We start from the raw sequence: 23,863 nt of genomic DNA on the forward strand, positions 1-23,863 counted from the left end.
GCGCTGCCGGAGGCGGGTGCCCCATGACACGAGAGGACGGCTTCGTCGTGAGACGACACCTTTCCCTGGCCGCCGCAGCGGCGTCCGCGTGCTTCGCCCTGCTGCTCGCGCCCGGCGCCCAGGCCGCCGGGACGGCAGCGGAGAATCCGTACGAGCGCGGTCCCGCCCCGACCCAGTCCAGCATCGAGGCGCTGCGCGGGCCGTACGCCGTGGCGCAGACCGGCGTCTCCTCGCTGGCCGCGACCGGCTTCGGCGGCGGCACCATCTACTACCCCACGTCGACCGCCGACGGCACCTTCGGCGCGGTGGTGATCTCGCCGGGGTTCACCGCGTACGAGTCGTCGATCGCCTGGCTCGGGCCGCGCCTGGCGTCGCAGGGGTTCGTGGTGTTCACCATCGACACCCTCACCACGCTCGACCAGCCGGACAGCCGCGGGCGGCAGCTCCTCGCGGCCCTCGACCACCTGACGCAGCGCAGCTCCGTACGCGGCCGGATCGACGCGAGCCGGCTCGGCGTGATGGGGCACTCCATGGGCGGCGGAGGCACCCTCGAAGCCGCGAAGAGCCGGCCGTCCCTGAAGGCCGCCATCCCGCTGACGGGCTGGAACACGGACAAGACCTGGCCGGAGATCGCCACGCCCACGCTCGTCATCGGCGCGGACGGCGACACCGTCGCACCGGTCGCCACCCACTCGGAACCCTTCTACGAGAGCCTCCCGGACAGCCTCGACAAGGCCTACCTGGAACTCAACGGCGCGACGCACTTCACCCCGAACACGTCGGACACGACGATCGCGAAGTACAGCGTCTCCTGGCTCAAGCGCTTCCTCGACGACGACGTGCGCTACGAGCAGTTCCTGTGCCCGCTGCCGCGGCCGAGCCTGACGATCGAGGAGTACCGGGGCAGCTGCCCGCTCGGGTCCTGACCCGCGGAAGCCCCGCACGCGCCCTGTGCGCGGTCACAGAACGGCGTCCCCGGGACTGGGCCGGTGCCCAGCCCCGGGGCCCTTCCACGGTCCGGTACGGGTCGGTAGCGTGGGCCGGGTGATCGGAGCGACGTCCTCCGCCGAAGGCCCCGAGCTCTACGGGTGCGGGGCCCCGCTCGCCGCCGTGGCCAGGCTGTCGGCCCGCGCCGCGGACGGCTCCGGCGGTCTGCTCCTCGTCACCGGCGACCCCGGCACCGGGCGCTCCGCGCTGCTGGCCCGCGCGGCCCGCGGCTTCCCCGGCGCCGCCTTCGGCGTGGCCGCGCCCGGCCACCGGGCGCCGTGGAGCGGAGTGCGGGCGCTCCTCGGCGCGCTGGCCCCGTCGGCGCCGGCCGCCCGCCGGGCGCTGCGGGAGGCCCGCGGACCGGCCGGTCTCGGCGCGGCCCTGGCGGGGCTGTTGTCCGGGCGCGGCGCGCTGGTGTGCCTGGACGACCTGCACGCGTGGGACGCGCACTCGCGGGCCGCGCTCGCCGCCGCGTGGCGCGAACCGGCGGGACCGGGCTGGCTCGTGTCGCTGGCCGCGCACCACCGGCCGCCGGAGGTGCCGGGCGCGGAGAGCGTACGGCTCGGGCGCCTGGTGCCGGACGCGACGCGGGCGCTGCTCGACGCGCTGTCCCCGGTGCCGGTGCCCGCCGTCGTACGGGAGCGGCTGCTCCAGGAGACGGCCGGGCACCCCGGGGTGCTCGTCGCGGCCGTACGGCGCCTGGACGCCGAGCGGCTCTCCGGACGCGCGCCGCTGCCCGATCCCGTCGTCGACGACGACGTGCTGGGCCGGGTGTACGGCGGGCTGCTGGCCTCGCTGCCCGTCGACTCGCGCCGGCTGCTCTGCCTGGCGGCCACGGCGACCCGGTCCGGCGGGGGCGTGGCCGCCGTCGAGACGGTGCGGACGGCGGCACGGGCGGCACGCACCCCGGCCAGAGCCCTGGACGGTCTCGTCGCCGGCGGGCTCCTCGCGCGCACCGGCCCCGCCCTGCGCTTCGCCGACCCCTTCCTCGAACGCGCCGCCGTGGCCGCCGCCGGACCCGGCGGACCGGCTCTCGCCTGGGGCGAGCGGCGTCGCGCCGAGCCGGTGACCCCGGAGCGGACGCTCGCCGCGGGCCGCGCCCTGCTCCTGCGGGGCCTGGCGGCGGCGGCCGGCGGTCCGGTGCGGGAGGCCCACGAGGCGCTGCTCCAGGCGGGCCGGCTGTTACGGGACGAGGCGCCGGCCGAGGCGGCCGACGCGCTGTTCCTCGCGATGGAGGCGGCCTGGGCGGGCGGTGACGCCGCCGCCTGCCTGGCGGCGCTGGACGGCGCGCGGGGCGCCGCGGGCCCGGAGCGCGACTTCTCCGACGGGCTGCGGGCGGCCCTGGGCGGACGGCTCGCCGAGGCCCGCCCGCCGCTCGCGCGCGTGGTCGCGCGGGACGGCGCGGAGGCCGAGCCACGGCTCCTGCTGCGGGCGGGCTCGGCGGCCCTCGTGCTGGGCGACACCGCCGCCGCGGCCCGGATCCACGCCCGGGCGCTCGCCCTGGCCCGGGCGGAGCTCCGCGGGACGCTGGTCCCGCGCGCCCTGGAGCACCTCGCCTACGCCGAGCTGCGCGCGGGGCTGTACAGCCGGGCCGCGCGCCACGCGCGGGAGGGGCTGCGGGCCGCCGGACGGACCGGCCAGCCCAATGTGGCGGCCCATCAGCACGCCGTGCTGGCCCTCGCGGCATCGGTCCTCGGGGAGGACGGGCGGCGGGTCGCCGAGCACGCCGGGGCGGCCCTCGCGACCGCCCGCGCGCACGGGCTCGTCCAGGCCGCGACGCTCGCCGAGTGGGCGCTCGCCCGGGCGGAGCTCGGCGTCGGGCTCGCCGCCCAGGCGGCCGCCCGGCTTGCCCCGCTCGTCCGCCCCGGGCCCCGGGGCGGGCACTTCGCGCTCCGCATGCTGGTGGCCCCCTGCTTCGTCGAGGCCGCCGCGGCCTCGGGGCGCCGCGCGGAGGCCCGGGAGGTGACGGAGGAGTACGCCGGCTGGGCCGCGCAGGGCCTCGACCGGGCGGCTCCGGCCCAACTGGCGCGCTGCCGGGCGCTGCTGGCGGAGGACGAGCGGACGGCGTACTGGTTCGGCGAGGCGGTGCGGCACCACGACGGCTGCGGCAACGACTTCGAGCGGGCCCGGACGCTGCTCGCGTACGGGACCTGGCTGCGGCGCCGGCGCCGGCCGGGCGACGCGCGCGGTCCGCTGCGCGACGCCCTGGTCACCTTCGAGCGGGCCGCGGCCGTCGGCTGGGCCGAGCGGGCCCGCTGGGAGCTGCGCGCGACCGGCGGCGTCGAGGGCTCCGGCGGCTCCGGCCCGGCCGCCCTCGCCGTCCTCACGCCGCAGCAGCAGCTGATCGCCCGGCTGGCGGCGCAGGGGGCGACCAATCAGGAGATCGCGGACCGGCTCACGCTGAGCCCGCGCACGATCGACCACCATCTGAGGAACGTCTACGCGCGGCTGCAGATCCGGTCGCGGGTGCAGCTGTCCGGCGTGGTGGCGGCCCTCCCCCGCCCTGACGCGGGCCAGGAGTGAGGAGGGCCGGCCCGGCGGCCGCTCAGACGCCGCGCCAGAGGTTGGCGAAGGCGGAGGCCTCGATGGTGCGGCGCTGGCGTACGGCCTCCAGCTCCATGACCGCGTCGTGCACGGCGGCCACCACGGCCGTGACCGCCTCGTCCTCGAAGCCGGGCTCGATCACGGCGAACTCGCCCTGGTCCGCGTCCGCGTCCGCGTCGTCGCCGGCTTCCTCGGCGGGGGTGGGAGCGGTGACGCCGATGCCCAGGGCCGAGGCGAGGGCGGTCAGGACGGGCTCCCGCTCGTCCCAGCGCTCGGCCGCGCGGCGGCGGGCGGGCGTGTCGAGCGGTTCCACGCGCTTCCTGCCGAAGGGCATCCGGCCGCCGCGCTGCGGCGCCAGCTCGCCGTCCTCCTCCAGGGCGGTCTGGTAACCGGCCGAGAGGTCGCGGCCACGGCGCCAGAGCCAGTCCTCGATCCGCTCGTACGGGGCCTGCCGGGTGAGACCGGCCGCGGCCTCGCCGAGGAGCCGGTCGCCCGGCTCCGCGGGTCCGCCGGGCACGATGCGGTCGTCGTCGACGGTGACGGCCTCCGCGCCGAGGAGATCGATCAGTTCGGCTCCCGCGAGGGCGAGCGAGAGGTCGCCCTGCCCCACGGCGCGTTCGGGATCCTGGTCCATGGCAAGGATGAACAGGTCTTTCGCCGTGGTCATGAAAGGGTTCCTCCCGGAGGCGACGACGGAGTGGCCGCCACGATCACTACCACCTCCCCCGCCGGCCGTCGAGCCCTCATGGCGTGCCCGGTGTCCCCGTGGGCGCGGCGGGGGCGGGGCAGGCGACCGCGCCGGGCTTCACGGAGAGCTTGAGCCGGGGCGCGGTGAGCAGTCCGGGGATCTGGAAGTCCTGCGCGGTGCCGGTGATCCGGTCGAACTTGGCGTAGCGGGCCTGGATGCCGAAGCGGTGCTGCGGGGCGCCGAGCGGGTTGGGCACGTACGCGCCGGAGGCGTCCTTGACGGTGCGGACGTCGGCGCCGTTGACGTTGAGGTCGACGATGCCGTCCATGTCGAGTTCGCCGGTGGCGTTCCTCAGGTCGAGGACGGTGTTGCGGGTGCGGATCTCCCAGGAGCCGGGGTTGTCGTCGCCGAGGGTGAGCAGCAGCGTGTACGTGGCTCCCGCGATCTGCTGGCGCTGGCTGAGGCAGAGCCCGTTGAGGACCCCGTCGGCGAAGCCCATCCGCAGCACCCGCACGCTGCCGGCCGTGCCGTCGGGGCGTACGACCTGCTGGTCGACGACGGCGGCGCCGTACTGGGTGCCGTACAGGCTGCTGGTGGTGAAGTCGACGGGCCGGTCCTGGACGCTCAGGCCGACGGCGAGCGCCCCGGTGGCCATCGCCGAGCCGAGCCCGCCGGCGGCGAGGAGCGCGGGGACGGCGACGGCGAGGGTGCGCCGCCAGTGGGTGCGGCCCTCGGGGCGGTGCGGTGCGGAGCTGGTCATGGCGTGGTCACCGTGATCGTTCCGGGGAGGTGGACGGGGTTGTCGGTGGAGTCGAGGGCGGCGTGGTCGTCGACGGTCCTGATGGCGTAGATCTCGCCCTCGAACTCCTCCGCGCCGGCCGTGAGCGGGATGAGGGAGCCGAAGAAGTCGAGCAGCCCCTGGACCTCGCAGATCTGGAAGATCACGCGGACGCAGACCCGGTCGATCTTCCCCCACATCGTCGTGGTCTCGGGCCGGCCGGCGCTGTCGTAGCCGCCGAGCGAGCCCTCGTTCGGCACGTCGATGACGAGGGTGTGGCCGTCGGCCCGCTGGGTCACGTTCATGTGGGAGCGGATCTGCAGCTTGGTGAAGGTGTACTTGTTCGTCACGACGGGGGTGCCGTCGGAGAGCCGGATGGTGACGCCCTTCTCGACGGTCAGGGAGACGGCGACCATGCTGTCGATGCGCACCTGGAGCGGGTACGGGCTGGGCAGGAACGGTACTCCGAGCGGTGCCACGGCCGCAGGCGGGCGGCCGGCGGCGCTGCTCGGCCCGCCGGAGGTGAGCGCGGTGGCGACGGCGAGCAGCAGCGCGGCCACGACGGCGACCGCCTTGCGCCGCCCCCGTACGCCCGCCCCGGCCGTCACGCCTCCACCGCCTCGGGTACGGCTCCGGCCGCGGCGCGCGCCGCTCCGCGCGGGCGCTTGGCGCCCCAGCCGACCAACATCGAGCCGCCGAGGACCCCGAGGGCCATGCCGAGGAGGAAGCCGCCGAGGTTGGAGACGACGAGGGAGACCACGGCGAGGACGCAGCCGAGGAGGCCGAAGGTGTACCGCTGGCGGGGCGCGGCGAGCGGGATGAGCCCGCAGAGGATCATCCCGCCGCCGACGAGGTAGCCCGCGACGCCGCCGAAGCCGGTGCTGACGATGAGCTGCACGGAGCTGAGCGAGAACTTGAGCACGGTCCAGCCGCCGGCCACCATCCACACCGCGCCCCAGAAGGGGCGGGTGCGCCGGAAGGCGCGGAACCACCGGTACGCGGCGCGGGCCCGGCTCAGCATGTGGCGGCCGTTCCGGCGACGACCCTCAGCTTCAGGTTCGGCAGCACCAGCGCGCCGGCCATCTCGGCGTCGTACGCGGTGGCGTTGAGCCCGTGCAGCCGGATGGAGCTGCCGCCCTCGCCGCCCGCCGAGCCGAGGCCGAAGCCGCCGGGGAGCGCCCCGGTGAGCGGCTTGCCGGCGACGGTGACCTGGTCGGCGGACTGGCCGAGGACCGCGTTCTGGAGGGTGGTGGGGCCGTACGCCTGCAGCTCGGTGGCCTGGATGTAGAGGTTGGAGGCGTCGATGTCGGTGGTGAAGGCGGCGGGCGGGGTCGCGGTCACCGGCTGTCCGCCGGTGAGCAGGAGCGAGTACGGCACGCCCGCGATCGACTGGTGGACGATCCCGCACAGTCCGGCGAGGCCCGCGCTGGCGAAACCGACGCGCGCCATCGCGGTGTCGGTGGTCGTGGTGCCGTCGGGGCGCCCCACGGCGGGGGTGTTGACGATGGCGCCGAAGCCGCTGCCGGAGACGCCGTTGGAGGTGAGGGTGAACGGCTGTCCGGTGACGCTGAAGTTGGCGGCGAGGGCGCCCTGCGCGAGGGCCGCGCCGAGCGCGCCGATCGCGAGGCAGGAGGGGACGAGGGCGAGGGCGCCGCGGCCCCAGCGGGTGCCCCGGCGGGTGCCGTCGGCGGCCTCGGCGAGCATCCGGGCGTTCCAGCCGGCGGCGGCGCGGACGCCTTCGGCGCCGAGCCGGGCGAGCGGGCCGCCCGTCGTGCGGGGCGCTGCGTGGAGGGGGTTCATGCGGAGCCGCTCCCAACGGATGCGGGGGACGCGGGGGTCCCGTCGGTGACACGGTCACGGCGGCGGCCCGGGCGGCCGGGGCGCCGGGCGGGCTTCTCTGGCAGCCAGGCGAAGGCCATGGCGCCGCCCAGGACGGAGAGGCCCATGCCGACGAAGAGGCCGCCGAGGTTGGACAGGGGGAACGAGGCGACGCCGGCGATGACGGCGAGGGTGCCGGCGGTGTGGCGCTGGCTCGGCAGGGCGAGGACGAGCAGGGCCATCGCCATGATGACGACGCCGCCCGCCATGCCGGCGATGCCGCCGATGCCGACCTGGAGGATCCTGCCCAGCGGCGCCAGCGGCAGGAAGAAGATCACGAAGCCGCCGAGGGCCATCCACAGCGCGGCCCAGAACGGCCGGGTGCGGCGCCAGCGGCGGAACCCCCGGCGGGCGCGGGCCGGGGCGGAGGGGCGCGGCTCCGGGGCCTCGGCGGGCGCCGGCTCGGCGGGCATCGCCTCGGGGGCCTCGGGGGCGGGCGGGTCGGTGCTGGTCACGGGGGCCTCGCAGGGGCGGTCCGGAAGGGGCGGGCGGTGGGCCGGTCCGGGGCGGCGCGCCCCGCGGTGGCGCGCCGTCCCGGTCCGGGTCGTGCGGTGGTGCCGTGGTGCGGTGGTGCTCATGGGGTGCGGAGGGGGTGTCAGCAGCCCGTGTCGCCGTGCTTGATGGCGATCGCGAGGTCGGGGAGCGTGATGGCCCCGGCGATCGTGGCACCGTTCGCGTCGGCGTTCAGGTTGCTGATGTCGGTGCGGCCGCCGGTGGCGTCGAGGCCGAACTGGCCCGCGGCGCCGTCCTGGATGCCGGTGGCCTTGATCCCGGCGCCGTCGGCCGCGGCGCCGATGACGTTCGGGGTGGCGTCGCTGGCGTTCAGGGTGGCGGTGGCCGCCTTGAGCGCCTGGGCGTCGAGGATGAGCTTGTTGGCCTGGAGTCCGGCGCCGTTGGCCAGCTGGTCGCTGGTGAGCGGGGTCGCGGCGGCGGGCGAGGAGATGTTGAGCGACCAGGTGCCGAGGCTGCCGATCACCGGGAGGGCGACCGACTGGGTGGCGTGGACGCAGATCCCGTCGAGGCCGGCCTTGGCGATGCCGACCTGCGCGGCGCCCTTGGGGCCGCCGGCGTCGATGGTGTGCATGACCGCGCCGATGCCCTGCGGGGCCGCCACCGTCTTGGAGCTGAGGGTGAACGGCACACTGGTCAGGGAGAGGTTCGCCGCGAGGGCGCCCTGGACCATCGCGGTGGCCATGGCCGCGACCGCCGCGCAGGCGGGGACGGCGAGGAAGGCCGATCTGCGCCAGCGGGTGACGCCTCTGGGCTCGTTCTGCATGAGGGTTCTCCAACCGTGGGTCCGCGCGGTGGCGCGGGGTGGGATGAGGGACAGCCGTGCGTCCGGGGCCGGCGGCCGAGGACGACGGACACTCTGTGGCTGTCTGTTCGAGAATTGGACACTACGAGAAGTTGTGTCAAGAGTGCGGACGGACCCGGTGGTTCTGTCACCCCCCTGAGGGGTTCCGGCGCTGCTCTAGGCTGGCGCGATGGCACGCTTCAGGGAGACGGTCAGGACACTGCTGCGCGAACGGCTCCTCGACGCCGCCTTCGAGCGCGTCGCGGAGCACGGCTTCGACAAACTGCGCATGGCGCATCTCGCCGGTGACGTGGGCGTCAGCCGGCAGACGCTGTACTCCGAGTTCCCCTCCAAGGAGGCGGTCGGCGAGGCGCTGTTCCGGCGCGAGCTGGAGCGCTGCCTGGTCGGCATCCAGCAGGGCCTGGACGCCCACCCGGACGACCTCCGCGCGGCCGTGGAGGCCGCCGTCGGCTTCACGCTGACGCTGGCCCGCCGCAATCCGCTGATCCGGGCGATGCTGACGAGCACCGGCGAGGGCGGCCTCCTCCCCTATCTGACGACCCGTTCCGCCGCCGCGTTCGAGCTGGCGACGACGATGGCGGCGACGTACGCGGCGGAGACCTGGCCCTCGATCGACCCGGTCGCGCGGGACCTGGCGGTGGACACGGCGGTCCGCCTGACGGCGAGTCACGTCGTGCAGGCCGCCGCCTCCCCCGAGGAGTCGGCCCGCCGCATCGCCGACACGACGGTGCGCGTCGCCCTCAGCACCGGCCGGGAACGCCTGCCGGCGGGCACCGCCCGCGCCTGAACCCGCCGTCGCCCCCGCGGCTCCGGTCCCGCTCCTACGGCGGCGGACCCCCGTACTCCTCCAGCACGGGCCGGTTGCCGAGCCCCGGCGCGGCGGTGACGGGGTAGGCACGCAGCCCGACCCGCCCCTCCACCCGGTCGATCGCACCCCAGCCGTACTGCCGGGAGTCGTCCGACAGGTCGGGGTTGTCGCCCAGGTAGAAGAAGCCGCCCTCGGGTACGGTCCGCAGCTCCGCGCGCGCCGACCGGGTGCCCTCCGCCGAGCAGCAGGCCCCCGCGCGGTGGGCGCGGCCGGCCCACTGGGCGGCGACCACCCGGCGTACGGGCCCCTTGCCGCCCTCCTGGAGCAGGACCTGGAAGGGTTCCGCGCCGGTCGACACGATCGCCACCCGGTCACCGGGCAGACCGATCACCCGTTTCACCATGAGGGAGTCCTGTCGGCCGCCGCGCAGCAGGACCACGTCGAAGCGGTCCACCCGGCCCTCCGAGCCCGGCGAGACGAGGATCCGGTCGCCCGGGCGGAGGGTCGGGTCCATGCTGGACCCGTCGACCCGGACGCCGAGGGCGGTCACGGCCACTCCCGCGAGCAGACAGAGCAGGGCACCGGTCCCGAGGACTGCGCCGAGGACGCGCCCCGCCCTCATCGGCGGCCCTTTCGGCCGCCGTGTCGGCCGGGGTGCGGTACGGCCCCGGACCGGTCGAATTCGGTCATGGCGGGACGGTAGGCCGGGCGGCGGGCGGCCGCTGTGACCGTACCGCTCAGCCTTGTTGACCGCGCGTCAACAAGGGCGGGGGCGCAGGTCCGGGCCCCGGTCCGGCGTCCCGGTCGCGGACCTGGTAGGCACGCGGGGTCTCGCCGGTCCAGCGGCGGAACGCCCGGTGGAAGGCGCTGGGTTCGGAGAAGCCGAGCCGCCGCGAGAGCCGCTCGATGGAGACCCGCCCCGCGGTGAGCTCCGCGATGGCGTGATCCCGGCGCACCTGATCGCGCAGCCGCTGGTACGTGGTGCCCTCGGCGGCCAGTTGCCGGCGGAGGGTCTGCGGGCTGACCGAGAGCCGCTCGGCCAGCTCCTCCGGGGTGGGCACGGGCCCGGCCGGCAGCGCCCGCCCGATGAGGTGGCGCACCCGCCCTGCGACGGTGCTCCCCCACTCCGAGCAGACCAGCACGCCGTCGGGGGCGCGGCGCAGGAAGTCCCGGAGCGCCGCCGCGTCGCGCAGCACGGGCTCGTCGAGGTCGGCGCGGTCGAAGACGGCGGCGGTGCGACCGGCGCCGAAGACGCAGGGGGCGCCGAAGAGCAGGGCGTACTCGGCGGAGTGGCGGGGCTCGGCGTGGGCGAACTCGACCCGGCGCAGCCCGATCCGGCGGCGGATCAGCCAGCCGGCGAAGCGGTGGGCGACGAGGACGGTGGCCTCGGCGCCGAAGTGCAGGGGGTCGTCGTAGCCGGAGACGTCGAATTCGAGCCGGGCCTCGTCGGGGCGGTCGCGCTCCGGCTCGTCCTTCTTGTCGTCGTCCCTGCCGTACTCCCTGTCGTACTCCCCCTTCGGCGCCGCCGGTTCGACGAGGCGGAAGCTCGGCCCGCCGGGGAAGAGGGAGTAGAAGGTCCGGGCCCGGTGCAGGGCCTCGCGCAGGTCGCCGCTGCCGTGGACGACGAGGTGGCCCATCATCGCGAAGGCGCCGACCTTGGTGGGCGCGCCGCCGAAGCCGAGCAGCTCGTCGTCGAGGCTCGCCCAGAGCAGCCGGACCAGCCGCCCGAAGCGCGCGGACGGCACCCGGTCCGGCGGGAGGCCGGTGAGCAGGGCGGGCGACAGCCCCGCGCGCGCGAGCAGCGGTCCGGCGTCCATCCCGCGCCGCTCGGCGGCGAGGGCCACGGCCCGCACGTGATGGGCGCTGACCGATCCCGTCCGCATGCCCGTCGCCTCCGTTCGGCGCGTTTGACACTTCACCCGGTGGGTGTCCAGGTTCGGACACTCTAATGCGGACTGTAAGGCGGCTGGAGGGAGTCTGCGCCGAACGGGGCCTACGTCACAGGAACTCCGTCTACCGTCGCTTCCGGAAGACTCCAGCGGCGCATCGAGAGGGGCAGGCATGAGCGGAGTGGCACGGCGGACCGTGGTCGCGGCCGGCGGGGCGGGGCTCGCGGCGGCGGCGCTGACCGCCTGCGGCGGCGGCACGAACGCCGAGGGCGACACCGGCACGGGCGGCGGGGACGGCGCCCCGGAGGGTCCGCTCGCGAAGACCGGGGAGATCCCGGTGGGCGGCGGCAAGGTCCTGGCCGGCAAGGGGATCGTCATCACCCAGCCGAAGGCCGGGGAGTTCAAGGCCTTCTCGTCGAAGTGCACGCACGCGGGGTGCGCGGTGAGCGAGGTGAAGGACGGCGTGATCGTCTGTCCGTGCCATCAGAGCAGGTTCGACATCTCGGACGGCAGCGTGAAGGGGGGTCCGGCGACGTCGTCACTGCCGCCGGAGCCGATCGAGGTGAAGGGCGAGGACATCTCCTTCGGCTGACCCCCGCCGCCACCCGCCTCCCCTCACGCGCCTCTCCTCACACGCCTCTCCGCACCCGTCCTCCTCACGCGCGGGCGGAGGAACGCCTCGGCGCCTTCCAGGCCGTGAGCAGCTCGTCGGTGGTGGCGATGGTGGCGACGAGGGAGAGGGTGTTGCGGATCATCGCGGGGGTGTAGTCGGCCGGCACCCCCGCGATGGCGTCCCGCGGCACGACGACGTTGTAGCCGAGGTTCACCGCGTCGAAGACGGCGTTGGGTACGGCCACGTTGGCGGAGACCCCGGTCACCACGAGGGTCCGGCAGCCGAGGTTGCGCAGCAGCGCGTCCAGGTCCGTGCCGGCCAGCGGGGAGAGGCCGTGCAGCCGCCGCACCACCAGGTCCTCGTCGGCCACCTGGATCGGCTCCGCGATCCGTACCGCCGTGGAGCCGCTGTGCTGCTGCACGGGCAGCCGGGAAGCGGCCCGGAAGAGGCGGGCGTTGCTGTTGGAGCCGCGCCCGTCGGGGCGCCGCTCGGCGACGGCGTGCACCACCTGGACGCCGGCGCCGTGGGCGGCGTCGACGAGCCGGGCCACGTTGGCGAGGGCGCCGGACTTCCGCGCGGCGGCGGCGAGTTCGGGCAGGGCGCTCTCCGCGCCGACGACCCCCCGCTGGCATTCCACGGTGAGCAGCACGACCCCGTCCGGGCCCGGCCGCTCGTCGCGCTCTTCTCCGCGTCCCATCGCTCCCCCTCGCACCCGCCCGCCTCTTGCACGGGCGTGCGAGAGGGACCCATGATTTCTGACGTCTCATCAAAAATCCAGAAGGGTGCGGACGATGACCGTCGCGCAGCGCCATGGACGCAGGATCATGATGACCCCGAAGGAGCTCGACTCCTTCCTCGCCGAGCAGCGCACCTGCCGGGTCGCCACCGTCTCCGCAGACGGCCGCCCCCATCTCAGCGCGCTCTGGTACGCCTGGGACGGCACCTCGCTCTGGCTGTACTCGCTGACCCGCAGCCGCCGCTGGGCCGAGCTGCGCGCCGACCCCAGGATCTCGGTCCTGGTCGACGACGGCGAGGAGTACGGCGACCTGCGCGGGGCCGAGCTGTCGGGGACGGCGGTCTTCGTCGGCGAGGCACCGCGCACGGGCGAGCCGTGTCCGGAACTCGACGCGGTGGAGCGCCTCTTCGCGGCGAAGAACTTCGGCCTCGACGCCATGCCGCACGACGGCCGGCACGCCTGGCTCCGGCTGACCCCGGACGCCGTCGCGTCCTGGGACTTCCGCAAGCTGGCGACGCTCTAGAGACGGCGCCGGGACTCCGGGGACGGCAGCCCGGGCTCAGCCGGCGTGCGGCCGCCCCGCCTCCCGCAGCGCCTCGACGACCGCGCGCAGCGACGGCCGGCGGCCGGCGTCGGTGCGCCAGGTGGCGTAGATGTGCCGGCGCACCTGCTGGCGTACGGGCACGCAGACGACCCCTTCCGGGTGCGGCCGGCCGAGCCGGGGCGTGACGCACACGCCGAGTCCGGCGGCGACGAGGGCGAGCTGGGTGTGGTGCTCGCCGGCGAAGTGGGCGATGCGGGGTTCGATGCCCTGGGAGCGGAGGGTGAACATCAGCCAGTCGTGGCAGAACTCGCCCTCCGGCCAGGACACCCACTCCTCGTCGGCGAAGTCCGCCAGGTCCACCGCCTCCCGCCCGGCGAGCCGGTGCCCGGCCGGCAGGGCCACGTCCGCCGAGTCGTCGAGCAGATGGGCCCGCTCCAGCTCGCCGGGGACCGGCGCCCGGCGGTTGCTCCAGTCCAGGACGATCGCCAGGTCGGCGTCGCCGCGCAGCACCGCCCGCACCCCCTGCTCGGGCTCGAACTCGGCGGTGCGGACCCGCAGGTCGGGGTGGCGGGCGCGGAGCGCGGCGAGGGCGGCGGGGAAGAGGCCTCGGGCGGCGGTCGGGAAGCCGACGAGCCGCACCTCGCCGACGACCTGGCCGCGCTGGGCCTCGATGTCGGCCTGGGCGAGCTGGACGTGGGAGAGGATCCGGGCGGCGTGCTCGGCGAGCAGCATGCCCGCGTCGGTGAGCCGCACCCCCCGCCCGTTCTTGGCGAGGAGCCGCTGACCCACTTCGCGCTCCAGCTTGGACAGCTGCTGGGAGACGGCGGAGGTCGTCACGTGCAGACCGTCGGCGGCGCCGCTGACGGAGCCGTGCCGGGCGACGGCGTCGAGGGTGCGCAGGCGCTCCAGGTTCAACATGTAAGCAATGCTAAGCGAAAGGGTCGAGTTAATCTCGCTTGTCCTACGAAGTCGTCGCCGTCACCCTGAGTACATGACCCGAGAAGCCGCCCCCACCCGCTCCCCCTCACCCCTCCTCGACTGGCGCGTCCGCTTCGGCCTGCTGGCCCTGATCTGGGGCTTCAGCTTCCTCTTCATCAAGGTGGGCACGGACGGCTTCGCGCCCTTCCAGGTGACCTTCGGCCGGCTGCTCTTCGGTACGGCGGTGCTGGCCGTGGCGCTGGTCGTGAAGCGGGACCGGCTGCCGCGCGGGGCCCGGACCTGGGGCCATCTGGCGGTGGCGGCGTTCCTGCTCAACGCGCTGCCGTTCTCGCTCTTCGCGTACGCGGAGCTGACGATCCCGTCGACGCTGGCGGGGATCTGCAACGCGACGACCCCGCTGTGGGGCATGGTCCTCTCGCTGGTGGCGCTCTCGGAGGACCGGCCGACCCGGGTGCGGGCGGCGGGCCTGGGCATCGGCTTCGTCGGCGTCCTGACGGTCCTCGGCGCGTGGCAGGGCTTCTCGGGCCTCGACGTCACGGGCACGGCGCTGGCCCTCCTCGCCTCGTTCAGCTACGCGGTCGGCTGGATCTACGTCCGCCGCACCCTGAGCGGCACGGGCTCCTCGCACCTGTCCCTGGCGACCGCCCAGGTCGGCACGGCCACCCTGCAACTGGCCCTGGTCACCCCGTTCTTCACCTCGCTCCCGGACTCCGTCGAGCTCCTGCCGCTCCTCGCGGTGATCGCCCTCGGCGCCCTCGGCACCGGCTACGCGATGCTGCTCCAGTACGGCGTGGTCGCCGAGGTCGGCCCGACGACGGCCTCGATGGTCACGTACTTCATCCCCGTCATCGCCACGGCGGCGGGCGTCGCCTTCCTGGACGAACACCTCGCCTGGAACACCCCCGTGGGCGCCGCGATCGTCCTCCTGGGCGCCGCCCTCACCCAGACCCGCACCTCCCGCCGCACGCCGACGCCCACCCGCGAGGCGACCCCCGGCACCCCCGCGGAGGCGGCGGACTCCTCGCATCCGAAGGTGCCGAGCTCCAGGTAGACGCGCATCCCACCGGCCCGACGGCCGCCCCGGCTCCGGGGCGGCCGTCAGCCGTAGCTGCGGGCCGGGGCCGGGCCCGCGGCCGCGGCGACCGCGTCGGCGAGGGGGGCGATGTCGCCGGGGGCGAGCGGGGAGACGGTGAGGCGGACGGCGGGTCCCGAGGCGATGCGGAAGCGGGCGCCGGGGGCGACCGCCCAGCCGGCGGCGAGCAGGCGCGCGACGGCTCCGGTCTCGTCGGCGACGGGCACCCAGACGTTCATGCCGCTGCGCCCGTGGGCCTCGACGCCCCGCCGGGCGAGGGCCAGGACGAGGGCGTCGCGCCGCTCCCCGTAGGCGTCGGCGACGGTCTCGGGGTCGACCGCGCCCGTGGTCCACAGGTGGACGACGGCCTGCTGGAGGAGGCGGCTGACCCAGCCGGGGCCGAGGCGCTGACGGCCGAGCACCCGGTCGACGGTCTCGGGGTCGCCGGTGAAGGCGGCGATGCGCAGGTCGGGGCCGTAGGCCTTGGCGACCGAGCGGACGAGCGCCCAGCGGTCGGTGACCCCGGCGAGCGGCCGCAGCCGCCGGGCGACGATGCCGTGGCCGTGGTCGTCCTCGACGAGCAGCACGCCGGGGTGCGCGGCGAGCACCCGCCGCAGCTCCGCCGCGCGCCCGGCGCCGACGCAGGCGCCCGTGGGGTTCTGCGCCCGGTCGGTGACGATCACCGCGCGGGCGCCGTCGCGCGTGATCGCCCGCTCGACCCGGTCGGCGAGCGGCCCGTCGTCGTCGACGGCGACCGGTACGGGCCGCAGCCCCAGGGCGGGTACGAGATCGAGGAGGCTGCCCCAGCCCGGGTCCTCGACGGCGACGGCGTCACCGGGCCTGAGGTGCGCGGCGAGGATCCGCTCGATCGCGTCGAGCGAGCCGGAGGCGACGCCGACGGGCCCGTCGGGCACCCCGTCCGCGTCGAACGCGGCCCGGGCGAGCCGCGCGAAGTCGGGGTCGACGGGCGCCTCTCCGTACATGCCGGGCCGCACCGCGTACCGCCGCGCCGCCTCGGCGAAGGCCTCGCCGAGCGGCGGCAGCAGGGCCGGGTCGGGGTTGCCGCCGCTGAGGTCCCGGACCCCGGGCGGCGCCTCGACGCGCAGCGAGCCGCGCGCCGTGGTGGCCGGCCGCGGCCGCACCCGGCTGCCGCGCCGCCCGTCGGTCTCGATGACCCCGCGCTCCCGCAGGGTCCGGTAGGCGGCGGCGACCGTGTTCGGGTTCACGCCCAGCCCGGCGGCCAACTCCCGCATGGGCGGCAGCACATGGCCGGGCTCCAGCGCCCCGCTCCCGACCCCCCGCTCCACGCTGGCGGCGATCTCCGATGCGCGACGACCCTCGATCCGATACTCTCCTAGCACAAATCACATTATGCACTAGTGCAATCAGAGGGGCAAGGGAAGCAGAACCATGAGCGCCATCGACCGCCACACCCCCACGGACGGCTACACGCCCACCGACCGCACCGTGCCCACCCGCTCCCGGCAGCGGGCCTCCTACGACCGGGCGCTCGTGCACGCCATCCTCGACGAGGGGTACGTCTGCCACCTCGGCTTCATACGCGACGGCGCCCCCGTCGTGCTCCCCACCCTCTACGGCCGGATCGGCGAGCGGCTGTACGTCCACGGCTCCACCGGCTCCCGCCCGCTCCGCATGGCCGCCGCCGCGAAGCCCGGCACCACCGGCGCCACCGCCGAGGACCCCGGCCTCACCGTCTGCCTCACCGTCACCCACGTCGACGGGCTGGTGCTGGCCCGCTCCGCCTTCCACCACTCGCTCAACTACCGCTCGGTCGTCGTCCACGGCACCGCCCACCAGGTCACCGACCCCGAGGAGCGGCGCGTGGCGCTCGACGCCCTCGTCGACCAGGTCGTCCCCGGCCGCTCGGCCGACGCGCGGCCGGCCGACGCCAAGGAGCTGGCCGCCACCGCCGTCATCCGGCTCGACCTGGAGGAGGTCTCGGCCAAGGTCCGCTCCGGCGGCCCCAACGACGACCCCCGGGACCTGGCCCTGCCGCACTGGGCGGGCGTGGTCCCGGTCGCCCCGCGCGCCGGCGCCCCCGTCCCGTCGGCGGACCTGGACCCGTCGATCGCCCTGCCCGCCTACCTGACCGCGCTCTGAGGGACCCCCGATGCTCATCCACCCCTGGGACGCCGCGACCGACGAGACCGAGTGGCGGGAGTGGCTCGCCCGCCACGACTTCGGCCAGATCGCCGCCAACGGCCTGCCCGGCGAACCGCCCCTGGTACAGCCCGCGCACTTCCGGTACGAGGAGGAGCCGGGCCCGTACGGCCGTGTCCTCACCCACCTCGCCCGCCCCAACCCGCTGTGGCCCGCCCTGGAGGCGAACCCCCGGGTGCTGCTCAGCGTCGTCGACGACTACGCGTACGTCCCCGGCACCTGGACGGCCCCCGAGGGCGCGCCCTCCGGACACGGGACGCCGACCTCGTACTACGCGGCCGTGCAACTGCACTGCGTCGCCCGCGTGGTGGACGACCCGGCGGAGAAGGCCGAGCTGCTGAACCGGCAGGTCGGCCACTTCCAGCCGGGCGGCGGGACCGCGCGGGTCGTCCCCGGCGAGGCTCCCTTCGGGCGGATGCTCCCCGGCATCCGGGGCCTGGTCCTGGAGGTGACGGAGGTGCGCGCCAAGTTCAAGTACGCGGGCAACAAGACGCCCGAGGTGCAGCGCCGGGTCGCGGAACGCCTCGCCGAACGGGCCGGCCCGGGCGACCTCGCCGCCCGGGCCCACCAGCTCCGCCGCCTCGCCGCGGAGACCGGCGGCTGACCCGCTACGCGGCCGCGGGCTCCACCGCCCGGCGCCGCTCCGCGGCCGTCCTGGCCTCCGCGAGGGCGAGCCCGGTGACGGCCGCGAGCAGCAGCACGGTGCCGAGCACGGTCGTGGCCGTCAGCTCCTCGTCGAGGAGCGTGACGGCGAGGAGCGCGGCGCTGACCGGCTCCAGGAGCATGATCACGGAGACGGTGGCGGCCCGGACGACCGCGGCGCCCGCGAAGTACAGCGCGTAGGCGAGGGCGGTCGGGATGGCCGCCACGTACAGCAGCAGGAGCAGCAGCCGGACGACGTCCTCGGTGTGCGGGAGCAGCCCCTCGACGACCGCCAGGGGCAGCACGACGAGCGCCGAGACGCCGAAGGTCCACGCCGTGCTCGCGAGCGAACCGGCCTCGCCGGTCCCGGCCCGGCCGAGCCACCGGGTCAGCAGGGTGAGGGCGGCGAAGCCGGCGGCGGACAGCACCGCGTAGCCGACGCCGGCGAGCCGGACCTCCGCTCCCCCGCCGCCCAGGACCAGGACGACGAGCCCGGCGAGCGCGCCGGCGACGGCCGCGAGGCCGCCGAGGCCGAGGCGCTCGCCCATGGTGACGCGGGCGCCGACCGCGATCAGGACGGGCCCGGCGCCGAGGGTCACGACGGTCCCGACGGCGAGCCCGGTGGACTCGACGGCGGCGAAGTAGGCGGTCTGGAAGACGGCGAGTCCGACGCCGGTGCCGACGATCCGGATCAGCCGCGTCCGGCGCGTCTCGGCGGCGGCCCCGGCGGTGCGTCCGGACGGGCGCGTCCGCCGCCTGCGCAGCGGACGCAGCGCAGGGACGGCGAGGAGGAGCAGGAGCCCGCCGGCGCAGCGCCAGAAGGAGAGGGCGAGGGGGCCCATGTCGCTGTTCCGGAAGACGAGGGAGCCGGCGGCGCCGGCGGTGCCCCACGCGATTCCGGCGACGACGAGGTAGACCAGGCTCCGCCCGACGGGCAGGGCGGGGTGCGCGGCAGGAAGGGACTGCGGGTTCGACACGTGGTTTCTCCGTGAAGACGGTCGTCCGTGCGGACGGACCGGGTGAAGGGTGGTCGCCTGCTCCGCGCGCGGGCAGCGACGGACCGCTCGGGGGCGAGATGTCGCCCGCCCGAGCCCGGTCGGTCGTCTTCGGGAGGAAGGAGCCGCGCGCGCTAGGCGACGGGCGGCGGAAGAACGGTCGCGTGCATGGCCGTCACCCTACGGGGCGGTCCTTCCGCCGGACAACTGCCCCTCGTGCCCCACCGGGAGGGCTTCGCCGTCGGAGCCGGCGACCGGCCCCTCGGACGGCGCCTTGGGGGCGGCGGACTGGGCGATGAAGGCACCGACGAGGACGAGCGCGCCGCCGACGAGCTGCGGGGTGTCCAGGTGTTCGCCGAGCAGCACCCAGGCGAGGACGGTCGCGACGACCGCCTCCAGACAGGCGACGACCCCGGCGACCTGCGGCGAGAGCCGGCGCACCGAGACCACGCCGGTGACGTACGCGAGGACGGTGGCGATCAGGACGATCCAGCCGAGCAGCAGCCAGGCCGGCACGGCGCTCCCGCCGAGGTCGGCGCTGCCGGCCAGGACGGAGGTGTCCATGCCCCACGGGCGGGCGATCACGGTGAGCACGAGCGCGCCGATGAGCAGGCCGTACGCGATCACCCCGAGCGGGTCGGCGGGTTCGGCGTCGTCGGTGCCCTGGTCGGAGAGGACGAAGTAGCCGACCTGGCAGCAGGCGGCGGCGAGCGCGAGCAGCAGTCCGAGGAGGTCGAAGCTCAGCCCGGACCAGATCTGGACGACGCAGGCGAGACCGCCGACGGCGAGCACCACGCCGAGGGCGGCGGCGCGGGTGACCGGCCGCCGCTGGACGAAGCGGACCCAGCCGAGGACCAGGGCCGGGGCGAGGTACTCCAGGAGGAGGGCGACGCCGACCGGGATCCGGGAGAGGGAGGCGAAGTAGAAGGCCTGGACGCCGGCGACGGCGAGGAGGCCGAAGCCGACGAGGAGGCCGGGCCTGCGGCGCAGCAGCCCCCGGTGGTGCCAGGCCACGGGCAGCATGACGAGCGCGGCGCCGGCCACCCGGAGCCAGACGACGTGGAGCGAATCGAGTCCTGCCTCGATCAGCGGCTTGGCCGCCACTCCCGAACCACCGAATGCGAAGGCCGAGGCCAGGGCGAGTCCCAGGCCGGCGCTTCTCCCCTGAGACGCGTGCATCGGGCCATGATGACAGGAGCCGGTCAGGCGCGTAACCCCTGTCGCACCTGTTGAGACGGAGCTCCGGGAAAACCCTCCCCGGCCCCGGAATTCACCCCTCCGTGCCCTGCTCCGCCACCCCTCCCCCGGAGACCGGCTCCTCGCCGTCGAGCGCTCCGGCCCCGGACCCGCGCGGCGCGATGACGGAGGCGAGCGCCACGGCGCGGGCGCCGAGCACGGGCGGGTCGATCCCGGCGTGCCGCAGCACCTCGCCGGCCCGGCTGGCGGGGTCGGCGGCGAGCCCGGCCAGCAGGTCGAGCCCGTGGGGCTGCTCCTCGCCGCGCGCGGCGGCGCGCCGCAGGGCCTCCTCCAGGGCGGCCGCGGCGGCGGGCGACCAGCGGGAGGTGCGGCGCCGCGGCGCCTCCCCGGCCCGTACCGCGGGCAGCGGGCGCGGGGCGGCGTCGCCCTCGGCGGAGCGCTGCCAGCGGAGCCCGTATCCGATCGAGCGCTGGACGAGGTAGCCGAGGACCCGGGCGACCCGCTCCTCGCCGTCGAAGGCGGCGCGGGTCTCGGGGTCGGACTCGACGAGGGCGTGCAGCAGGTGGGCGGTGTCGACCTGCCGGTCGCCGTCCCGCAGGGCCCGGCGGCGGGCGGCGCCGAGCACGGTGGCGAGGAGCGGCGCGGGCCCGGCCGGAGCCGGGGGCACGAGGGGGCGGGACGGGACGGAAGGGTGCACCCTGCCACCTCATCAGGCGCGCCCGCGCGGGTCATCACACGGGAGAACCATGTCCGCGTCCCACCGGAGTCGTGCGCGACCGCGCGGCTCCTCCTCCTCGGGGAGGAGATCCGGGCGATTTCGCGCACGCGGCGCGCGCCGCCTTGCCTCGCGCCCCGATCGCAACCACGAGCCGCCGCCGAGCGTCCTTCCTGTGTGTTCTGGATGGTCGGTCTGCCCGCGCGTGACGGCCGGCAGTTCGTGTACCGGGTGTACGCACCCCGGGAGGCGCTGCCGGGCGATCTGTTCTGGGCCGCGTTCCACTGCCACGAGGAGGACGGCGGTCCGCGGGTCTCGGACTGCTTCGACGCGGCCGAGATCCGGTGGATCGGCGGTACGGGTCCGGCCGCCGCAGAACTGACGGTTCATCAGCATTGAATGTTCACGCCCCTCCGGCTACGTTCCGCGACACCAGAACCCAGCGGGCACGCGTGAAGGGGTGGTCGTCATGGCCGAAGTCACCGCGGAGGCACGGATCGAGGCACCGGCCGGGAAGGTGTGGGAACGCCTCACCGACTTCGACTCGTACGGGGAGTGGAACGCCACCCACACCAGCTTCCCGAACGGCGGCCCGGAGACCCTGGCCGCCGGTTCCACCTTCACCGAGAACATGAAGCTGATGGGCTTCCCGGCCGAGGTGCTGTGGACGGTCGAGGAGCTGGAGGACGGCCGGGTCCTCGCCATCCGCGGCAAGGGCCCGATGGGCGTGATCGTCGGCACCCGCTACTCACTGGCGGACGCGGACGGGGCGACGACGGTCCGCATCGACGGCGAGTTCACCGGGGCGGCGGTCTCCCTGATGGCCGGGAAGCTCAAGGACTCGGCGACGGCGGCGCTGAACGAGTCGCTGCGCAAGCTCGCCGGCCTGGTCGCCTGAGCCCACGCGCACGGAAGGGCCCCTCGGCGGCGCACGCCGCCGAGGGGCCCTTCCCCGTCCACCGCCGGCACCGGCTCAGTGCTCGTCGGCGAGGATGAGGTACAGCTTCTTCCGGGCCTCGTTGATGACCTCGACGGCCTTCGTCCGCTGCTCGGCGCTGCCGGTCTTCCAGACCTGGCCGAAGGCCTCCATCAGGCCGAAACCGGCCTGCCGGACCTCGTTCATCGCCTCCCAGTCGACACCGCGGCCGACCTCTTCCCAGGGGGCCTCGGCGCCGGCCTCGGCCTCCTCGCGCCCGGAGTCGGTGAGCGAGAAGAGCTTCTTGCCGCCCTCGCTCGCGCTGACGATCAGCCCCTCGTCCTCCAGCAGCTGGAGGGTCGGGTAGACCGAGCCGGGGCTGGGCTTCCAGGCCCCGCCGCTGCGCTCGCCGATCTCCTGGATCATCTCGTAGCCGTGCATCGGGCGGTCCTTGAGCAGCGCCAGGATCGAGGCGCGCACATCACCGCGGCGCGCCCTTCCCCGCCCGCCCCCGCGGCCGCGCCCGAAGGGCCCTCCGCCGAAACCGGGCCCGCCGCCGAAACCGGGGCCGAAGGGCCCGAAGGCGGCACGCCGTCCCTCGAATTCGCCCCGCGGTCCGGGTCCGCCGAAACCGCGCCCGGGGCCGCCTTCGCAGCCGTGTCCATGTCCGTGTCCATGAGTACGCATCGCAACGCTCCTTCCGTGAGATTGTTCGTCGAACTGTCGCGATGCCTCAACGATATATCGGAACTGTTCGGTGAGCAACCGACCGACTGCCACCGACCGCACGAGCGCGCTCGTGCTGGTCGACCCCGCCGGGTACACCCTGACGACCTCCCGTCCGGTGACCGGCGCCGCCCCGCGCCGCCACCGTTCATCGGGACGACGCACGGCTGCGTTTCTCCGGAGGACAGCCCCGTCGCCCCCATCGGCCCCGGGTTGTACACCCGTGGGCCGATGCCGCCCGGGAGAAGGACATGACAGCGTTCCGGCGTGCCCACGGACCGCCCGTGGCAGCACGGTTGACGATCCGTGACACGGAGGCCGCATGACCGTCCCGCCGTCCACCTCCCGCAGAAGCCCGACCCGCCGCCGCGTGCTGGGAGCCGCGCTGGCGGCCGGGGCCGCCGCACCGCTCGCCACGATCGCGAGCCCCACGTGGGCGGCTCCGGGCACGCCCGCCCCTGCCCCGGGGCGGCTCACGCTGCCCGCGCCCACCGGGCCGCACCCGGTGGGCACGGTCCCCCTGCACCTCGTCGACCGGTCACGCCCGGACGACATCGCGGGCCCCGGGCACTTCCGGGAGCTCATGGCCACCGTCTGGTACCCCGCCCGGAACGTCGAGCGCCACCCGGTGGCGCCCTGGATGCCGGCCGGCGCCCTTCGGGCGTTCCTCACCGACGCCGGGCTCGCCGACCTCGTCCCCCTGGCGCCGCTCACCGCCGGGCACGTGGGCGCTCCGGTACGGCGGTCGGGCCGACGACTGCCCGTCGTCGTGTTCTCGCACGGCGCGCACAGCCACCAGGGCGACCACACCGTCGTCGTCCAGGAGCTCGCGAGCCACGGATACGCGGTGGTGACCGTGGCCCACCCGTACGACACGTACACCGAGTTCCCCGACGGCCGGGTCGCCGTCCCGCTCCGCGACCGGAAGGCGCCGACGCTGCCCGGGGACTTCGCCGCCGACCTGCGCTTCGTCCTCGACTGCGTCGAGCAGCTCGCCGCCGGGTCCAACCCGGACGTCGGCCGGCGGGAGCTGCCGACCGGGCTGCTCGGCTCCCTCGACCCGCGGCGCATGGGCGCGTTCGGCTGGTCCAAGGGCGGGACGGCCACCGCCTGCGCCACGCTCGCGGACGACCGCGTCCGGGCCGGTCTGAGCCTCGACGGCCCGATGCGGATGAACCCGCCGCTCGCCGGTGACCTGTACCGGCCGTTCATGATGATGTCCGCCGAGTTCACCCGGGCCACCCATCCCGAGGCCGCCGCCTTCTGGTCGCGGCTGCGGGGCCGGCGGCTGGACATCCGGGCCGAAGGCGCCTCCCACGTCTCGTACGGCGACAACGAGGCGCTCTTCCCCCAGGTCGCGAAGATGTTCGGATGGAGCGAGCAGCAGCTCCAGGACGTGATCGGCACCCTCGATCCCGACCAGGCCGTGAGGATCCAGCAGGCGTACCCGCTCGCGTTCTTCGACGAGCACCTGCGCCACCGCCGGGGACACCTGCTCGACGGCCCGTCCCCTGCCTTCCCCGCCGTGACGTTCCTCCCCTGAACCCACCGGCGCCCCCCGGAGCCCCGGCACCGGGGCCAGGGGGCGGGCCTCCGGTCCGGTTCCGCCACCCGCGGTCGAGATCGTCCGCGCACGGTCCCGACCGATCCGGCCGCTCCGAGACGGGCGGACCGGTCCAGAGATCCCCGATTGGCCTGCG

Annotated in this window: 27 protein-coding genes; 11 read left to right on the forward strand and 16 right to left on the reverse strand. The window is 75.6% G+C overall.

Going from position 1 to position 23,863, the window contains the following annotated elements; genetic code table 11:
- Positions 1-23 precede the first annotated feature (23 nt).
- Both ABZ621_RS21795 and ABZ621_RS21800 read left to right on the forward strand, forming a co-directional pair.
- Positions 24-926 (forward strand): dienelactone hydrolase family protein, encoded by a 903-nt coding sequence (locus ABZ621_RS21795; RefSeq protein WP_360606928.1) that lies wholly within the window; start codon positions 24-26, stop codon positions 924-926.
- A gap of 118 nt (positions 927-1,044) precedes the next feature.
- Positions 1,045-3,510 (forward strand): helix-turn-helix transcriptional regulator, encoded by a 2,466-nt coding sequence (locus ABZ621_RS21800; protein ID WP_360606930.1) that lies wholly within the window; start codon positions 1,045-1,047, stop codon positions 3,508-3,510.
- Between the two features lie 22 nt (positions 3,511-3,532).
- Here the strand turns inward: ABZ621_RS21800 and ABZ621_RS21805 are convergent, their stop codons facing one another.
- From ABZ621_RS21805 to ABZ621_RS21835, 7 genes are all read right to left on the reverse strand, one after another.
- Positions 3,533-4,198, reverse strand: a complete 666-nt coding sequence (locus ABZ621_RS21805; protein WP_360606932.1) for a GPP34 family phosphoprotein — start codon at positions 4,196-4,198, stop codon at positions 3,533-3,535.
- A 76-nt stretch (positions 4,199-4,274) separates the two neighbouring features.
- Positions 4,275-4,979, reverse strand: coding sequence for a DUF6230 family protein (locus ABZ621_RS21810; protein ID WP_360606934.1), 705 nt, complete (start codon positions 4,977-4,979; stop codon positions 4,275-4,277).
- Positions 4,976-5,605, reverse strand: a complete 630-nt coding sequence (locus ABZ621_RS21815; RefSeq protein ID WP_360606936.1) for a hypothetical protein — start codon at positions 5,603-5,605, stop codon at positions 4,976-4,978. The genes ABZ621_RS21810 and ABZ621_RS21815 overlap by 4 nt, the downstream gene beginning before the upstream one ends.
- On the reverse strand, positions 5,602-6,018 hold the full coding sequence (locus ABZ621_RS21820) for a DUF6114 domain-containing protein (protein ID WP_360606938.1): 417 nt from the start codon (positions 6,016-6,018) through the stop codon (positions 5,602-5,604). The genes ABZ621_RS21815 and ABZ621_RS21820 overlap by 4 nt, the downstream gene beginning before the upstream one ends.
- Positions 6,012-6,797 (reverse strand): DUF6230 family protein, encoded by a 786-nt coding sequence (locus tag ABZ621_RS21825; RefSeq protein WP_360606940.1) that lies wholly within the window; start codon positions 6,795-6,797, stop codon positions 6,012-6,014. Before ABZ621_RS21825 ends, ABZ621_RS21820 begins: the two co-directional genes overlap by 7 nt.
- Complete coding sequence (locus ABZ621_RS21830) at positions 6,794-7,330, reverse strand: DUF6114 domain-containing protein (RefSeq protein ID WP_360606942.1); 537 nt, start codon at positions 7,328-7,330, stop codon at positions 6,794-6,796. Before ABZ621_RS21830 ends, ABZ621_RS21825 begins: the two co-directional genes overlap by 4 nt.
- 140 nt (positions 7,331-7,470) lie before the next feature.
- Positions 7,471-8,151, reverse strand: a complete 681-nt coding sequence (locus ABZ621_RS21835; protein WP_360606944.1) for a DUF6230 family protein — start codon at positions 8,149-8,151, stop codon at positions 7,471-7,473.
- Positions 8,152-8,359: 208 nt separating this feature from the next.
- On the opposite strand from ABZ621_RS21835, the gene ABZ621_RS21840 reads away from it, so the two are divergent.
- Positions 8,360-8,977 carry a TetR family transcriptional regulator gene (locus ABZ621_RS21840; protein ID WP_360606946.1) on the forward strand — a complete coding sequence of 206 codons (618 nt, stop codon included), beginning with the start codon at positions 8,360-8,362 and terminating at the stop codon, positions 8,975-8,977.
- 34 nt (positions 8,978-9,011) lie between these two features.
- On the opposite strand, the gene lepB is transcribed toward ABZ621_RS21840, so the two are convergent.
- Together lepB and ABZ621_RS21850 are read right to left on the reverse strand one after the other, a co-directional pair.
- Complete coding sequence (gene lepB / locus ABZ621_RS21845; protein ID WP_360606949.1) at positions 9,012-9,620, reverse strand: signal peptidase I; 609 nt, start codon at positions 9,618-9,620, stop codon at positions 9,012-9,014.
- Positions 9,621-9,735: 115 nt separating this feature from the next.
- On the reverse strand, positions 9,736-10,881 hold the full coding sequence (locus ABZ621_RS21850; protein ID WP_360606951.1) for an AraC family transcriptional regulator: 1,146 nt from the start codon (positions 10,879-10,881) through the stop codon (positions 9,736-9,738).
- A gap of 178 nt (positions 10,882-11,059) precedes the next feature.
- Between ABZ621_RS21850 and ABZ621_RS21855 the strand changes: the two genes are divergently transcribed.
- Positions 11,060-11,479, forward strand: a complete 420-nt coding sequence (locus ABZ621_RS21855) for a Rieske (2Fe-2S) protein (RefSeq protein WP_360606953.1) — start codon at positions 11,060-11,062, stop codon at positions 11,477-11,479.
- 64 nt (positions 11,480-11,543) lie between these two features.
- Here ABZ621_RS21855 and ABZ621_RS21860 read toward each other — a convergent pair whose 3' ends face one another.
- Positions 11,544-12,197, reverse strand: coding sequence for a cysteine hydrolase (locus ABZ621_RS21860; protein ID WP_360606955.1), 654 nt, complete (start codon positions 12,195-12,197; stop codon positions 11,544-11,546).
- 94 nt (positions 12,198-12,291) lie between these two features.
- On the opposite strand from ABZ621_RS21860, the gene ABZ621_RS21865 reads away from it, so the two are divergent.
- Entirely contained in the window at positions 12,292-12,759 is a 468-nt protein-coding gene (locus tag ABZ621_RS21865; RefSeq protein WP_360606957.1) for a pyridoxamine 5'-phosphate oxidase family protein, read from the forward strand.
- Positions 12,760-12,795: 36 nt separating this feature from the next.
- Here the strand turns inward: ABZ621_RS21865 and ABZ621_RS21870 are convergent, their stop codons facing one another.
- On the reverse strand, positions 12,796-13,698 hold the full coding sequence (locus ABZ621_RS21870) for a LysR family transcriptional regulator (protein WP_360606959.1): 903 nt from the start codon (positions 13,696-13,698) through the stop codon (positions 12,796-12,798).
- A 73-nt stretch (positions 13,699-13,771) separates the two neighbouring features.
- On the opposite strand from ABZ621_RS21870, the gene ABZ621_RS21875 reads away from it, so the two are divergent.
- Entirely contained in the window at positions 13,772-14,770 is a 999-nt protein-coding gene (locus ABZ621_RS21875; protein WP_360606961.1) for a DMT family transporter, read from the forward strand.
- A 47-nt stretch (positions 14,771-14,817) separates the two neighbouring features.
- On the opposite strand, the gene ABZ621_RS21880 is transcribed toward ABZ621_RS21875, so the two are convergent.
- Entirely contained in the window at positions 14,818-16,152 is a 1,335-nt protein-coding gene (locus tag ABZ621_RS21880; RefSeq protein WP_360606963.1) for an aminotransferase class I/II-fold pyridoxal phosphate-dependent enzyme, read from the reverse strand.
- A 49-nt stretch (positions 16,153-16,201) separates the two neighbouring features.
- Here ABZ621_RS21880 and ABZ621_RS21885 point away from each other — a divergent pair, with 49 nt between their 5' ends.
- Both ABZ621_RS21885 and ABZ621_RS21890 read left to right on the forward strand, forming a co-directional pair.
- Positions 16,202-16,912, forward strand: a complete 711-nt coding sequence (locus tag ABZ621_RS21885; protein WP_360606965.1) for a pyridoxamine 5'-phosphate oxidase family protein — start codon at positions 16,202-16,204, stop codon at positions 16,910-16,912.
- Between the two features lie 10 nt (positions 16,913-16,922).
- Complete coding sequence (locus tag ABZ621_RS21890) at positions 16,923-17,576, forward strand: FMN-binding negative transcriptional regulator (RefSeq protein WP_360606967.1); 654 nt, start codon at positions 16,923-16,925, stop codon at positions 17,574-17,576.
- A 4-nt stretch (positions 17,577-17,580) separates the two neighbouring features.
- Here ABZ621_RS21890 and ABZ621_RS21895 read toward each other — a convergent pair whose 3' ends face one another.
- From ABZ621_RS21895 to ABZ621_RS21905, 3 genes are all read right to left on the reverse strand, one after another.
- On the reverse strand, positions 17,581-18,591 hold the full coding sequence (locus ABZ621_RS21895; RefSeq protein WP_360606969.1) for a DMT family transporter: 1,011 nt from the start codon (positions 18,589-18,591) through the stop codon (positions 17,581-17,583).
- A 198-nt stretch (positions 18,592-18,789) separates the two neighbouring features.
- The gene (locus ABZ621_RS21900; RefSeq protein WP_360606971.1) at positions 18,790-19,788 is read right to left on the reverse strand and encodes an EamA family transporter; all 999 of its coding nucleotides are present in this window, start codon (positions 19,786-19,788) and stop codon (positions 18,790-18,792) included.
- A gap of 91 nt (positions 19,789-19,879) precedes the next feature.
- Positions 19,880-20,473, reverse strand: coding sequence for a Clp protease N-terminal domain-containing protein (locus tag ABZ621_RS21905; protein ID WP_360607012.1), 594 nt, complete (start codon positions 20,471-20,473; stop codon positions 19,880-19,882).
- A gap of 225 nt (positions 20,474-20,698) precedes the next feature.
- Here ABZ621_RS21905 and ABZ621_RS21910 point away from each other — a divergent pair, with 225 nt between their 5' ends.
- Both ABZ621_RS21910 and ABZ621_RS21915 read left to right on the forward strand, forming a co-directional pair.
- Positions 20,699-20,920: a hypothetical protein gene (locus tag ABZ621_RS21910; protein WP_360607014.1), complete on the forward strand. Its 222-nt coding sequence runs from the start codon at positions 20,699-20,701 to the stop codon at positions 20,918-20,920.
- A 70-nt stretch (positions 20,921-20,990) separates the two neighbouring features.
- Positions 20,991-21,419 carry an SRPBCC family protein gene (locus ABZ621_RS21915; protein ID WP_360606973.1) on the forward strand — a complete coding sequence of 143 codons (429 nt, stop codon included), beginning with the start codon at positions 20,991-20,993 and terminating at the stop codon, positions 21,417-21,419.
- Positions 21,420-21,494: 75 nt separating this feature from the next.
- On the opposite strand, the gene ABZ621_RS21920 is transcribed toward ABZ621_RS21915, so the two are convergent.
- Complete coding sequence (locus ABZ621_RS21920) at positions 21,495-22,124, reverse strand: PadR family transcriptional regulator (RefSeq protein WP_360606975.1); 630 nt, start codon at positions 22,122-22,124, stop codon at positions 21,495-21,497.
- Positions 22,125-22,485: 361 nt separating this feature from the next.
- Between ABZ621_RS21920 and ABZ621_RS21925 the strand changes: the two genes are divergently transcribed.
- Entirely contained in the window at positions 22,486-23,706 is a 1,221-nt protein-coding gene (locus tag ABZ621_RS21925) for an acetylhydrolase (RefSeq protein ID WP_360606977.1), read from the forward strand.
- The last annotated feature ends 157 nt before the right edge of the window (positions 23,707-23,863 follow it).

Source organism: Streptomyces sp. NPDC007863, from assembly GCF_040633895.1.
Lineage (GTDB): Bacteria > Actinomycetota > Actinomycetes > Streptomycetales > Streptomycetaceae > Streptomyces.